Origin of the sequence: Salmonella sp. 32031103-2018-00083-FB-01-SM-01, from assembly GCF_017571995.1 — a bacterium.
In the GTDB taxonomy this organism is placed as follows: domain Bacteria; phylum Pseudomonadota; class Gammaproteobacteria; order Enterobacterales; family Enterobacteriaceae; genus Salmonella; species Salmonella enterica.
Map to the genome: position 1 here is coordinate 371,367 of NZ_JAGEQL010000002.1, position 13,008 is coordinate 384,374.

The 13,008-nt window shown below is 44.0% G+C and carries 13 protein-coding genes; 7 read left to right on the forward strand and 6 right to left on the reverse strand.

Annotation, left to right across the window (positions count from 1 at the left end; all coding sequences use genetic code 11):
- Window positions 1-69: 69 nt before the first annotated feature.
- From J4614_RS08080 to J4614_RS08090, 3 genes are all read right to left on the reverse strand, one after another.
- Window positions 70-945, reverse strand: a complete 876-nt coding sequence (locus J4614_RS08080; protein WP_001627678.1) for a phosphorothioated DNA-binding restriction endonuclease — start codon at window positions 943-945, stop codon at window positions 70-72.
- A 352-nt stretch (window positions 946-1,297) separates the two neighbouring features.
- Entirely contained in the window at window positions 1,298-1,720 is a 423-nt protein-coding gene (locus J4614_RS08085; RefSeq protein WP_094888316.1) for a FosA7 family fosfomycin resistance glutathione transferase, read from the reverse strand.
- A gap of 183 nt (window positions 1,721-1,903) precedes the next feature.
- Window positions 1,904-2,359, reverse strand: coding sequence for a very short patch repair endonuclease (locus J4614_RS08090; protein WP_097497718.1), 456 nt, complete (start codon window positions 2,357-2,359; stop codon window positions 1,904-1,906).
- Window positions 2,360-2,585: 226 nt separating this feature from the next.
- Between J4614_RS08090 and J4614_RS08095 the strand changes: the two genes are divergently transcribed.
- Together J4614_RS08095 and J4614_RS08100 are read left to right on the forward strand one after the other, a co-directional pair.
- The gene (locus J4614_RS08095) at window positions 2,586-3,725 is read left to right on the forward strand and encodes a DNA cytosine methyltransferase (protein ID WP_094888314.1); all 1,140 of its coding nucleotides are present in this window, start codon (window positions 2,586-2,588) and stop codon (window positions 3,723-3,725) included.
- Entirely contained in the window at window positions 3,661-4,734 is a 1,074-nt protein-coding gene (locus J4614_RS08100; RefSeq protein WP_094888313.1) for a restriction endonuclease, read from the forward strand. The genes J4614_RS08095 and J4614_RS08100 overlap by 65 nt, the downstream gene beginning before the upstream one ends.
- Window positions 4,735-4,795: 61 nt before the next feature.
- On the opposite strand, the gene J4614_RS08105 is transcribed toward J4614_RS08100, so the two are convergent.
- From J4614_RS08105 to J4614_RS08115, 3 genes are read right to left on the reverse strand one after another with little or no spacing between them, the layout of a single operon-like run.
- A complete protein-coding gene (locus tag J4614_RS08105) occupies window positions 4,796-5,680 on the reverse strand; it encodes a hypothetical protein (protein WP_094888312.1) in 885 nt (294 codons plus the stop codon).
- A gap of 19 nt (window positions 5,681-5,699) precedes the next feature.
- On the reverse strand, window positions 5,700-6,848 hold the full coding sequence (locus J4614_RS08110) for a DUF3696 domain-containing protein (RefSeq protein WP_094888311.1): 1,149 nt from the start codon (window positions 6,846-6,848) through the stop codon (window positions 5,700-5,702).
- On the reverse strand, window positions 6,848-8,794 hold the full coding sequence (locus J4614_RS08115; RefSeq protein ID WP_094888310.1) for a DUF262 domain-containing protein: 1,947 nt from the start codon (window positions 8,792-8,794) through the stop codon (window positions 6,848-6,850). Before J4614_RS08115 ends, J4614_RS08110 begins: the two co-directional genes overlap by 1 nt.
- Window positions 8,795-9,010: 216 nt before the next feature.
- Here J4614_RS08115 and J4614_RS08120 point away from each other — a divergent pair, with 216 nt between their 5' ends.
- From J4614_RS08120 to J4614_RS08140, 5 genes are all read left to right on the forward strand, one after another.
- Window positions 9,011-9,901, forward strand: coding sequence for a hypothetical protein (locus J4614_RS08120; protein WP_094888309.1), 891 nt, complete (start codon window positions 9,011-9,013; stop codon window positions 9,899-9,901).
- Between the two features lie 138 nt (window positions 9,902-10,039).
- Window positions 10,040-10,234: an AlpA family transcriptional regulator gene (locus J4614_RS08125; RefSeq protein WP_001561320.1), complete on the forward strand. Its 195-nt coding sequence runs from the start codon at window positions 10,040-10,042 to the stop codon at window positions 10,232-10,234.
- 16 nt (window positions 10,235-10,250) lie between these two features.
- Window positions 10,251-11,534 carry a ParB family protein gene (locus tag J4614_RS08130; RefSeq protein ID WP_094888308.1) on the forward strand — a complete coding sequence of 428 codons (1,284 nt, stop codon included), beginning with the start codon at window positions 10,251-10,253 and terminating at the stop codon, window positions 11,532-11,534.
- On the forward strand, window positions 11,518-12,075 hold the full coding sequence (locus tag J4614_RS08135; protein WP_094888307.1) for a DUF2857 domain-containing protein: 558 nt from the start codon (window positions 11,518-11,520) through the stop codon (window positions 12,073-12,075). Before J4614_RS08130 ends, J4614_RS08135 begins: the two co-directional genes overlap by 17 nt.
- Window positions 12,065-12,937: an STY4528 family pathogenicity island replication protein gene (locus tag J4614_RS08140; RefSeq protein WP_094888306.1), complete on the forward strand. Its 873-nt coding sequence runs from the start codon at window positions 12,065-12,067 to the stop codon at window positions 12,935-12,937. The genes J4614_RS08135 and J4614_RS08140 overlap by 11 nt, the downstream gene beginning before the upstream one ends.
- Window positions 12,938-13,008: the final 71 nt, after the last annotated feature.

Below are 13,008 nucleotides of genomic sequence, written 5' to 3' on the forward strand. Positions count from 1 at the left end.
TACTTTGATGCCTTTGATGTGATTCTGTTTTTAGCAGATAACGTATACCTCACTCAAAATCCCCCCAGATCAATGTCCTCCTCTGAACACCTCCCTCTTGTGCCATTCCACAAACCGTTCACCCGGATAATTTTCTTTCATCTGCGGCAACGCAATCTCTTTCCCCGCAAAATCCCAGAACAGCCGCTGTACCACTCCGCCACCATTCACCGCGTCGGAAACCACCACGCGCATATTTTCATCCAGACCAATCGAACCACGATCGAACGCTTTATGATGGATTGCGCACAACGCCAGGCCATTAGGCACTTCACAAGGACCATGATGTTGCTTCCATCTGATATGGGCTGCTTCAAGGGCTATAGGGGCGTTGTCGTGGCGCATATTGAAGCCGCAGACCGCACATTGATAATTGTAAGCTCGTAGCACCGCCTGGCGGAACTTCGGATCGCGTTGACGGAGAGAGGTGCGAATATCAAAACCCATCTCGTCAGCGATGTCTTCCTGAATACTGGTCGGAAAATGCGCCTCAAGGATCTGCTGCGCCAGCGTGTCGATTAGCTTACGTTTTTTTGTTACCAGCGCGAAATTGTCGACATCAAACCCACCAGCAACATTATATTCAATGAGTTCACGTTTAGGTGGCTGGCGGCTACCGCTGGTTGAGCAGAATTCCGCGTTTTGCAATTCCCAGAAACCATCGCCCTTCAGACGCCAGAACGGCATATCCGGGCGCTGTTCACGGCGCTGTGGCCCATAGCGCTCCAGCAAATCCAGCAATTGCTCATGAATTTCAGAACCATAATCAAACAGGCGATCGTGACCCTGCCGATAGTGCGAGAGAACATATAACAGCAATAACGGCTTATGCGGCGCACGCTGTTCGCCTTTGCGCCAAATAGTAATATTTGATATCGCTTGCTTTAGGGTTTTGTCAGAGGTCATTACATTGAAGAATTCATGAGCACATAGTTGCGATGATGCTCGCAACTATATGTACATTCAAGACATTATTGCAGACATACTTTTTGTCTATCGGCTCTGTACTAACAGTTAGCATTCTGATAACAATGGAAAAAACACAGCGCTCAGCCGAGAAAGGTAGGTAACTTCTGGATTTTAGGCATAAAAAAGATCTCAGTTGAGGTCCATTTATATGCTTTTGGTGCGAAGGCCGGACTCGCCCTTTCGCTTAATTCATTGAAAAATAATGGGTTGTGAGATTTTAGTTGGAGGATTTGCCCCCAAAATGGGACATAAAATTGAATACTGCGTGGAAGATCACAAAGTTGCGTGATTATTTTCCAGATCCGAAACGCATTCCAGAGTAAGGCTTCTCACGGCATTGCACCAGTCGAGATGCTAAATCTCCCACATGCAACTCCAGCTTGTGTCCATCCGGGTCAAGAAAATAGAAAGATTGTCCTTCGCTTTTATTGTCTTTCCAGACCGTCACTCCCACCTGTTTCAGCTTATACGAGAACGGTTCAAAATCTTCTGGCGCGATGCTGAATGCATAGTGGGTGTAGTCGCTTTCCTGCGGGGCTACGTAGTTACGGGATACGTCGTAAGAAAGACAGATCCAAAGGTCACCACAGGTAAGATAAGCACCGGTATCCCACTCAGCATGAAGCTGCAACTCCAGCAAATCGCGCCAGAATGTCAGGCTAGTTTGCAAATTACTGACAGCAAGCGTTAAGTGGTTCAGAGATTGAAGCATAGGGATACCTATTGACAGTTAATAAATTAACCGAACATTAATAGCTAATAAAATCCCGCATGGAAAGAGAATTTTTGCGGGCCTTGTTTTGTAATGATTTTTTTGGCAATGACTTTATTTCATATATATATTTAATAAACAACGATGTTAGATATTCTCCTAAAGGTGTCTTGTCATAGTAATTCACTTCGGAAACTCAAAAGTCGGCATTGGTTCCTTTGCGCTCATCTGTGTTGAATTCGCCCCACCTCTAAGCCATTCATCGATGTAATCAATAAAATCGACAAAATCAATAGTTTTAAGTTTTATTGCACACTCCCATATAATCAGAACGCGGATGTTTTTAGATGCAAGAATATCTTGATTTTTAACATCTCTCTCATGATTTTTATTGATTTTATTTTGCCAGTAGGATTCGTTATTTTTAGGAATGTGAGAAATAGGGCAGCTGTTATCATGCCCATGCCAAAAACAGCCGTGGATAAAAATGACAGCATTATATTTTGGGAAATACATATCTGGTCTTCCAGGCAAACCACTATTATGCAATCGATAACGAAACCCTCTTGCAAACAACGGCCTCCTGATTCTTAACTCAAGCTTGGTATTTTTTGATTTAAATAACCTCATATCAGGCATATAAGCTCCTTCGGTTTCCAAATCTATAATAGTAGCTTATACCATTAATCAATATATTAACACCTAACTTTATTACAATGAGTACTATCTAATCTGCTGTAGTGTCAGGTCTTATTTGCTAATATATTAAAAAGTAAATTGATAATTAATAAGTTATCATGTAAAATAGTAGGATCGTACAGCACGATATTTAGTAAAAAATTTAAGCTAACTTGATAGGTATAAAATGTCCACAATGAAACCCGCTATATTTTCATTCTTTTCAGGATCAGGTTTTCTTGACCTAGGCTTCGAAAATGCCGGGTATGAGGTGGTTTTCGTCAATGAATTCCATCCTCCCTTCATGGACGCGTATAAACACTCAAGAAAAAAACTTGGCAAACAGCCGCCACGCTTTGGGTATGCCCCAGAAAGCATTGAAACTATTGAGCATTCAGTGATTAAGCATAGCATGAAAACACTGAAAGATGAAAATCGCCTCGTGGGCTTCATTGGCGGACCACCATGCCCTGACTTTTCTGTTGCTGGCAAAAACAAAGGCAAAGATGGTGAAAATGGCAAATTATCACAAAGTTATATTGACCTGATAATTGAAATGATGCCTGATTTCTTCCTTTTTGAAAACGTAAAAGGCTTATACCGGACTCTTAAACATAGAGAATTTTTCGAACAAATTAAGAATGAACTAGCTTCAGCAGGATATATCCTGCATGAAAGATTGATTAATTCAATTGAATACGGTGCGCCTCAAGATCGAGAAAGAATTATTTTAGTAGGTTTTCTTGATAAGTCTTTAGCCAAAAAATTCGAATGGAGTGGCCAAATATACCCTAATAAGGAAGCTTTCCAGTTCCCTTGGCCAACAACAAACACATACGAAGAAGACTCAAATATGGAATGCCCACAAGGTATTCCAGAAAAACTTACTATAGAATACTGGTTCGAGAAAAACGATGTTATCAATCATCCAAACGCTAAACATGTATTTACGGCCCGAGCCGGTTTAGCAAGATTCCAGTCAGTAGAAGAAGGCGATGATAGTAAAAAATCATATAAAAGGCTTCATCGCTGGAGATACTCTCCGACAGCAGCATATGGTAATAATGAAGTTCATCTTCATCCATACAAACCTCGTCGTATTACGGTCGCTGAAGCATTGGCAATCCAGTCTTTGCCAAAAGATTTTGAGCTACCAGCGGATATGACTTTGTCGAATATGTTTAAAACAGTCGGCAACGGCGTTCCCTATATCGCCGCGCTCGGTATTGCCCAATCAATTTTGCAACATTTAGGATACAGTAATGAGGATAACGGCATCGAATCTGGTTCAGGCGATTTCGAGCTTACCCAAAAATACGCTGTTTAACTATATAAACGATAGGAATAGCGGGAAGATTGAGATTGTACGTATCCAACATCCCGAAGGTCCTATCGAAATAAAGAGATTTGATCCCAAGAAGGGTCAAACTCAAGCAACAGCCAAAACAGAGAGTATTTCGACTCAAATGCTTTGGCGACTTGCAAATGCACTAGAAGAAAACAGACCTGTCAACGTTGAAAGGGTTTTCGGTGCCAGTTACAACACCCGCTCGGTATTGGAGAGCTTGCTCGCGCATACTCCAGAGTTCTATTGGTGTAGGCCAGCCAGACTGGAAATCATGAATGCACAAAAGTCTATAAAACCAGGACATAAGCATCTGATTTTTCTGCCAGATATGCCACATACTAATGGTTTGTTAATTGAGCACCAGACTAATATTGTTGTCTCTGAAATGAGCTTCGATGTTGTTCACCAAAGCGTTGATATTGAGACAATTAAACCGACTAAAGGCATGACTATTGAAGAAAAAAGACGTCATGCTCAGATACAAATTGCCTTAGTAAAAATAGGTTATTGTTTAGGTTTAGATACTTGGGTAGCAGCCAATGATCGTAGCTTACAATATAATGGTAAAGCTATAGCGCAAATGGACGGTGTAATAAGTTCATTATCTGATGAGCAAGTACTCCATTCGTATAATGATGCGATTAAAGATGCTCGTCTTATAGACTGCATTTGGTTTAGGGAAGGCCGCATGATGCCAGCAGTAATGGAGATTGAACACAGTACTGGTATAAAAAGTGGTCTGACTCGCATGAAACAATTCTATGATCATGCACCGAGATTACAAGATATCCGTTGGACTATCGTTGCTCCTGATGAATATCGAGCAAAGGTGATAGAATTTGCAAACATGCCCCAATTCATTGAATTAAAAGCTAAATTCTTCCCTTACTCTTCAGTTGAAGAATTATACTCTCTATGCGACCGAAGAAAACCTAAAGGAATAAATGATTTATTTCTAGATTCTTTTATGGAAGATTGTGTTATATAGCTAAGAACATCAAATTAACATGAACCTACTGATATATACTATCAGTAGGTTTAAAATGATTTCAAATGTGTTCCCCAATATGAGCTATTGCCACTCTGTTGTTATCACTTATCATAATAAATCCAAAATAAATTCTATTCTTATGGTGTTTTCTGTTTCCCTTAGCATCATCAACATTTTCTAATTTCAAATGGAATTCGCAGTTTACATTTGTATATAGCTTTCCATTAATTAAAAAATCTCTTTTCAAAGATCGACTTTTCTTCCCTCCTCCTTCCGGAGTTACTGGAGATCCTAAATCACTCTCCATCATTTTCAATGTATCCATCATATCTTTCGTTTTGAATTCGAATTTATTCATATAACTTAAAAAATTGGTTATAGCTTTCAAGAAATTATCATAACCACCTGTCATTCTCTTGAGACTATTAAATGTCTTAAATTCTTTTGCCTCTGGATAATCTAGGAAAATTAAATTTCTATAAACCTGCTGTATATCCTCACAGTATTGCTCGTCATTTCTTGGGTAATTCAATAAGATATCAGTACAATAATCATTCATCTTAATTTCTGAGTCAATTAATCTATTAACATATTTAATATTTAAATCTTTTTTTCCCGTATTAAAAATTGATAACAAACGGTTAGAATACTCAGGTTCTTCGCTATTTATAATATCAATAATATCATCGTCATTAATATCCATTTTTATAACTTTTGATAGATGCTGATCGTAAAATCTTGACATCATTCCAGCATAATCAGGTGATGTGGAAAACAATAACTCCGCAATTTTCGAGTCAAACTCCCTAGATTTCATAAAGTGAATAAATTCTGAACGGGTATTTACTACGAGTTTCGAAGCCAGATCAAGGTCCGAACTTAAAGATAAAATATCCGTATTGAAATCAAAACATTCAGGAATAAAAAACACGCCAGCTTTCATTTTATATGTCCCTACAATATTAAATATTGGGATGATCAAAAGAACCTGTCATTATCGTATACATATCCTGTGATTGTTGATCAAAGAACCCTCTAGGCCATTCGGAAAGTTTCCCTTCATTATTTATTTTTATTTTCGCGACAGATGTTTCATCATTTTCTCGTGAAATATAGTAAAGAGTAAAAAGAGAAGCATCAAAAGTTGGATCTGTGCGTGCAATTACTCTTATGCCATTAAGAAGATGATCACTATGAGTCTCAATAATAACTTGGATCCCTGCTTTTGCTGATAAAGCAATAAGTCGACCTAAATAGCTTTGACCTCTTGGATGTAGATGAGCCTCAGGATTTTCAATAATAACGAGTTCATTTTCTGATGCTAGCATTAAAGCAGTGACAATACTAAGAGCATAACTAAATCCAAATCCTATGTTAATAGGTTTCGTTAATTGTCCAGGTGAAGGGATTATGACATTAAATGCAACATTCGCCCTAGCCTCAATTCTAGGTGAGATACGATGCCCTGGTGAAATCTCAGACATCCATGCTTCAATATGATTGAAAACATTATTATTAACAATTCCTTCATGTTTCCTAGGATCCTCTTGAGCGGAAAAATTTAAACGCCTCCTTGTGACCAAACTCTCAAGGACTTCAATTGTATGTTCCCCATTTTTCCCAAGCCAACCTTCATGATAATTGTGCTGTGATAATGGAATATTATCTCTTGGACCAAATCTCTCCGCTTCCAAATATTGGAATGAAAAGTTATCTTTAAGTGAGTTTGTTATAGTTCTTAATTGTTTATCACACCCAATAAAAGGTAATTCATTTTTCCTAGAAAGTTCTTCTCTAGCATCCCCTTCTTCTATACCATATCCCCAGCAAACCGTATCGTCTTCAAATGTATATTTTAAATATAAAACATCATCCTCACGCATACTGAAATTATGAATATCGTCGAAGTCTCCGACATGAACTAAATCGCCATTTATTTTTAGATTACTGTTACCATTCATATCTGATTGGAGAAACATACCGATAGCTTGAATAGCCGTACTTTTACCAACAGAATTATTACCGCAAAATACAGTTAAATTACTAAAATCAAAACTCTGTTCTTTATAAGCTTTGAAATTTTTTAATGTTAAAGACGTAATTTTTTTCATCACTCCCCCTGTAATAATTTACTATCAATAATTATTCCTGTGCTTTTTTCAAGGATATTTAAAAAAGCATCAAATCGATATACAACAGATATTCTTTTACCTGTCGAAGTAGATATTGAGTCTCTAAATCCTCTATCGTCCTTTTCATATGTATCAGACTCCCACTTAGCATATCGACTACTATTCTCCTCAATAGCTAGGTATAAGCTATCAATAAATTTTTCACCATTAGCTAACATCATCTCCTTTTGATGTGAGTCAAATACTGAGAAAACAGTAACTATTAACTCAAAGAGTTGTTTATTAATAGGTGACTTTTTATTTTCCGGATCTTTTGAAAAAGCTATTTCACCAAAAACTTCATTTGCTAAGATTAAAGCCTGATTATATTTTGAATACAAGGTTATAAAAGCTTCACTTGAAGGAGAAATAAGCGCGGTTCCAGCATCAATCTCTTCTTCATGAAGAATATCTAATGGGTATTTATTTAGCTTCTGCATTGCGCTGCATAGAAATTTATCATATGAATGTTGGCTATAGTTGTTATAACCAAGCACCATAAAAGCAAGAGCGGACAAACAGAGCTCCATATCTTTTTGTCTGTCCGGTTTTACTTTGTATTGGGTTGCTTTTTTGAAAATCTCCAGCGACGCTAAATAACGTAAAAAAGTTACGCTATTGCCTTTATTAAGTGCAGATCTTATTTCTTGACTACTTAACTTCACACCATATGTATTTATTCTATGGAATAGTTCAACAACCAATTCCGAACTATCATCATTCAATTCTATCTGATAAGCAGTAATCTGATACTCTCTAATATCTCGTTGCTCAGTTCGCGTAAGGTCTTTAAAAGTTTTTCCATTCAAATGTTCTAAAATAGAAAGCCCTTTTAATGGGAAACGACCGCTCATAAAATCACAAATAGTAGTCGTTCTTTGAAGGCCATCAATAACTACCCAGTTACCGTTGGGCTTTTCACCGAAGTAAAACCCGGGCAATGGAAGCTTCATTAATATTGACTCTATAAGTTTTGATTTTTTATCTTCGGGCCAGATTCGGTCTTTTCTCTGGAAATCAGGCTGTAACTCAATTTCATCATATCTTACACGATCAAAAATTAGTGTTAAGACTGGTGTAGTCATAAGCATTTTTGCAATGCCCGTACGTTTTTGCTCAGGTGCTAATTCTGATTCCGATTGTTCCTCAATATTCTTATCACCTGAATCAACTCCACTTATCTCAGGGGACTCAATTAAATCCTCTAAAGATAAATCTTCTTTAAATAACTCTACCTGTTTAAATTTACTTAATTTATTTATTTTATCGCCACTACTGTCAAAATCCAAGGAAACATAAGAATTAATCAGTACTTCGCTAATGTTTTTTAATCCCAACAAGCCTTGCTCAGCCATTATAACAGGGATATCCCCTGGGTATTTTTTTAAAATAGCATCATACGCATCGAACATTTTTTCCAATGATTTTAACTGCTGCTCTGCAATTTCACTTAAATTTAGAGATAAATAATTTTCTATTTGCTTCCTTATAGCACGAGACTCAGCCCCTTGTAATTCAGAAAGTTGACCTGCTTCGTGTACATTTTTATTACGTAATAATATATGTTTCTTTTTCTTGAACTTAAAGAATTGAATATAAGGCAAGTTTGCAAATATTGTTTCCGGGTGATTACGGCTTGAAGAACTACCATATAATGACTGATCTACATTACAAAACCCTTTACGCAGTAAGTCATTAAATATATATTCAAATTCAGAAATTGACCTTGCCGTAGGCTTAGCATTTAAAGAAACAGACACGTAATATTTACCAATATCCCTGTCTATTTTTAAAAGGAATAATGGGGGAGTGTTAGGATTTATAGACTGCAACTCTTTACCAATTAAGAGTCTTTCAATATCATTTATAAGCTCTTCAAAATTCATAACAGAAGCCTTTATCCATTGATATTATACTATATGGCTATCATACCATATTTATGCCTATTCGTAATCATTGATTTCCTAAATAAAACAGTAAAAACCCTAAAAAAAAAACCAATAGATCACATACAAAACAACCAGTTAAAAGAACTCACCTTACCTCGCTTTAGTTGGCTTTTTTAGGTAGTACTCATCATATGTAACTAATAGGAGTTACCCATGCCCCCACACAAAATCCGCCAGGAGTGGCTGACGCTGGATGAGGCCGCAGAAGTCATCCGGCAGCACAACATCACGTTGCTGCCCGCCGACCTGATCCGCCATGCCCTGCACGGCGATCTGCCTCTCTCGGTCTACTTCCCTTCGCCCGTACTTCTGAGACCACTCAATCCTCCTTGCCGCTTTGCCTGCAGATTCAGCAAGCCGCCCTTTCCACCTTCGCAATGCAACAAACCCGGCAACCGCAAAGTGATGGCGAACTCTCCACCATGCAGACGCGACCCGACTTTGCAACTGACCACCAGCCATCTGTGGAATTTGCCGTTAATCGGCCTTGAGCGGCTGCTTCTCCACCAGCAACTGGCGAAATCGTTGAATCACCCTAGCCCCAGTGATACCCACTGCTGCAACCAGATTGGCATTGTGGTCTGCGATGAGAACGACAGCTACTACCAGCTCTGTTGCCGCAAATCGTTGCGGGAGCTTCTACTGGAACTGCTCGCCATGCAAAACAACCTTCAGGAAGAGTTACATCTGCTGATTGGCCAGCTGTATGGCAATGGTCGCAGTGACCTTAAATCCCGGCTCAGTCTGTCCGTCTGCTACCTGCAGGACACGCTACCTCCTGACGCTCTGTTCGTCATCCGCCGCACTCATCTCGAAGCCTTCCTGACCCGTCATCAGCCGGAATCAAAGGAGCGGATAAGCTCCGCGCTTTCCCGTTTGCTGTGGCTGGCGTGCAAGCACAACCCGCAATTAGACGATGAAATGCTGGAGCATCCCTACAAACTGCTGAACATTTTCGAATGCTGGGCGCGCGAGGAAGGTATGCACCTGCCGCTGAGCCCCGAGACGCTGAAAACCGCCCTTCAGCACGGCGCACCGCCGTAACGCGATCAACTAACCATTTCAACTAACAACTTTCACTAACCCAGATAAGGATTTTTACTGCCTGGCAGGGACGCTGCTGCTTTGATAACCACGCCCATCGTGCTGATGTGAACGAATCTGGACACAGGAGGAATGGTTATGAATAGCGACAGATTTTTACGCTTACGCCAGGTGGAAGACAAAATCGGCTTCGGTAAATCGTGGATTTACCGGCAAATCCAGCTGCAACAGTTTCCGCCGTCCATTCGACTCAACAGCCGCCACGTCGCTTGGCTGGAAAGCGAGGTAGACGCGTGGATCCACCAGCGCATCCGCCTCACACGCGATGTCTGAATGCCGGAGGAAGATTATGTGCGCTTCACACCTGCTCAACCGCTGGCTTCACGGTGCCAGCACTACCGGAGAACAGGAGATGGTCCAGGTCAGTCTGGAGCAAATCCAGCCGTTCTCCCTCAATCCCCGCGTCACTCGCAACCCCGGCTATGACGTGCTGAAGACGTCAATTCTTGCCCGTGGGCTGGATAACCCGCCGGTACTGACCCGCCGCTCCGGTGATGAAAAATATATGCTCGCCAGCGGCGGGAATACGCGCCTCGCCATCCTCAATGAACTGTGGCAGGAAACGCAGGATGAGCGTTACCACCGTGTCTGCTGGCCGTTCAGACCGTGGCCGGAAACGCTGTCACCGCAGCAAGGCGAAGTCCAGTGCCTGATCGGCCATCTGGCGGAAAGCGACCTGCATAACGGATTGATGTTTATCGAACGGGCGGAAGGCATTCTGCATCTGCGCGATCTTTACCACGAGGCAGGCATTGAATGCCCGACGCAGCTGGCGCTGGCGGAGCAACTCACCCGCGACGGCTATCCCGTCAGCCAGTCGCAAATCAGCCGGATGCTACAGACCGTCGACTGGCTGTTGCCCTGCATCCCTAACGCGCTATACGGCGGCCTTACCCGAAAGGTTATCGATCGCCTGCTGTCACTACGCAGCGCAGCGGAACAGGTCTGGGTAAAGCTGATGCCGCCGGAACGCCAGCCCGAATTTGGCGACCTGTTCAGTACCGCCCTTGCCACCTTCAACGCCGAGGCGGAAGCCGTTGTACCACAACTGGTACAGGACGAACTGCTCGGCGAGATGAGCTGTCGCAGCGGCATGAGCTGGAATACGTTGCTGGCGGAACTGACCGATGGCCAGAGCAAGCGGCAGGTGCTGCTGGGGCCTCCGGCCGAAAAGGTCCTCTGGCCGCCGCCACCGGAAGTGGAAAAAGCACCACAATCAGAGTCTGAGCCACCGACTGAACCCGCCGCGCCCGATGAGCCAAAGCCCTCACCGCTGGTGCATACGGCACGGTCGCTGTGTGCCTGCTGGGGACTGGACGCCTGTATCCAGCCTGACGACAGCGCTCCGGCCGGTTTCACCCTCGCGCCCTGCGACGATTTTCCCCACCCGGCGGCACAGCGCTGCTATCAGGTGCTAGCCGCCCTGAATGGCGACACCAGCACGCCGATGCCCACCCTCGAACTGCTGTTGTCGCCGGACTACGACAACGCTCAGATCCAGCAACTGATGCAACTTATCAGCCTGTGCCGCCAGCGGCGGCTGCGGGAGGTTCGCCATGACGCCCTCAGTTAACCAGGCGGTGCTCATCCACATCGTCCAGGCGCTGAAGGAGGGACAGATCCGCTACTGCGAATCGCTCGGCTTCAGCCCGCAGGAGCTGTGCGAGCTGACGCGCCTTACCGCCGACGACATCCTGTTTCTCAGCAACAGCGCGGTGCAGTTCATCACCACCCACATTGACCACGAGATGCTGGGCCGGATGCTGGCGAGGATGGAGCAGGAGCGCCTGTTCCAGCAGCGTCTGGAGGAAGCCCTGTCGCTCGGCGCGTCCATCGAATTCATCAACCACTACTTTGGCCTTTCCACGCCGGAGGTCTGTGCCCGGCGACGGCTGATTGGCCTGTTTGTCCGCCAGGGGCGCAACAATGCTCCGGATGAGCAGGTGGAAGCGCTGGTATGGAACGAGTGGCAGAAGACGGGCATGAACAAGCTCGACTCACCCGAAGCGCTGACCGCCATGATGGCAATGGCCCGCGAACATGATCTGTCGCTGACGGTCATCTGGAACCTGCTGCGCCAGTGGACTCAGGAGAAGCTGCTGCATGAAAAGTGACGATCGGCTGCTGTTTCTCGGCAACCCGCAGCAGAGCGTGCCGAAGCGCCTGCTGCTGGTGCGCAACCTCTCCCCGCGCGACAAGTTCGCGTGGCAACTGCTGCGCCTGCACGCCCGCGACGACGGCAGCGGCGTCTTCCCCTCCTACAACGAACTACAGGGCTGGCTCTCTGACCAGCCTGAAGGCGAGAAGGCCTCGCGCAGTACCGTCAGCAATGCGCTGATGATGCTGCGGATCACCCGCTGGCTGAGCCTGTGCCAGCGGCTGCGCGACGAGCAAAGCGGCAGGATCACTGGCAACCTCTACGCCCTGCATGATGCACCACTGACTCATGCCGATGCCTGTCGGATGGACAGCGAATATCTGGCGCTGCTCACGGCCTGCTCCCGCCACCGTAACCGGCGTATCCGCAACATCGCCATCGGGTTACTGCTCACCCTGCAACAACCTGTGGACAGTGGACGAACCTGCACTGAGTCTCCATTGAAGACCGCCCCTGGTCTTAATCGAAGACTTAGTAAAAAATGCCCGAGTCTTCAATTAAGACTCAGTGATGTGGCGGGAGCTGGCGGGCAACCTGAGCCGCCTTGCATACATACTGGTACAGATTTAAACAATAAACATCAAAAGCGTACGCAACTGCTGCACTGGCCTGTGGATAATCCCTTCAGCGCCAGCGAGCGCCGCGCCGCCGAACGCGCGATGCGCAATCTGGATCCCGCCCTCTGCCAACAGGTGCTGGACGACTGCCTGTGGCGGATCGCCGCCCACGATATTCACCGCCCCCTCGCCTATCTGCTGGCAACGCTGGAGAAGGCCAGACGGGGCGAGTTCAATCAGCTTCGGCGCAGGCGCAGATAGCCCGTATTTTATGCGCACCGCATAAATCCGGCATAGCAGCTATCAATCAAGCCTCATTCATCGGTGAAATT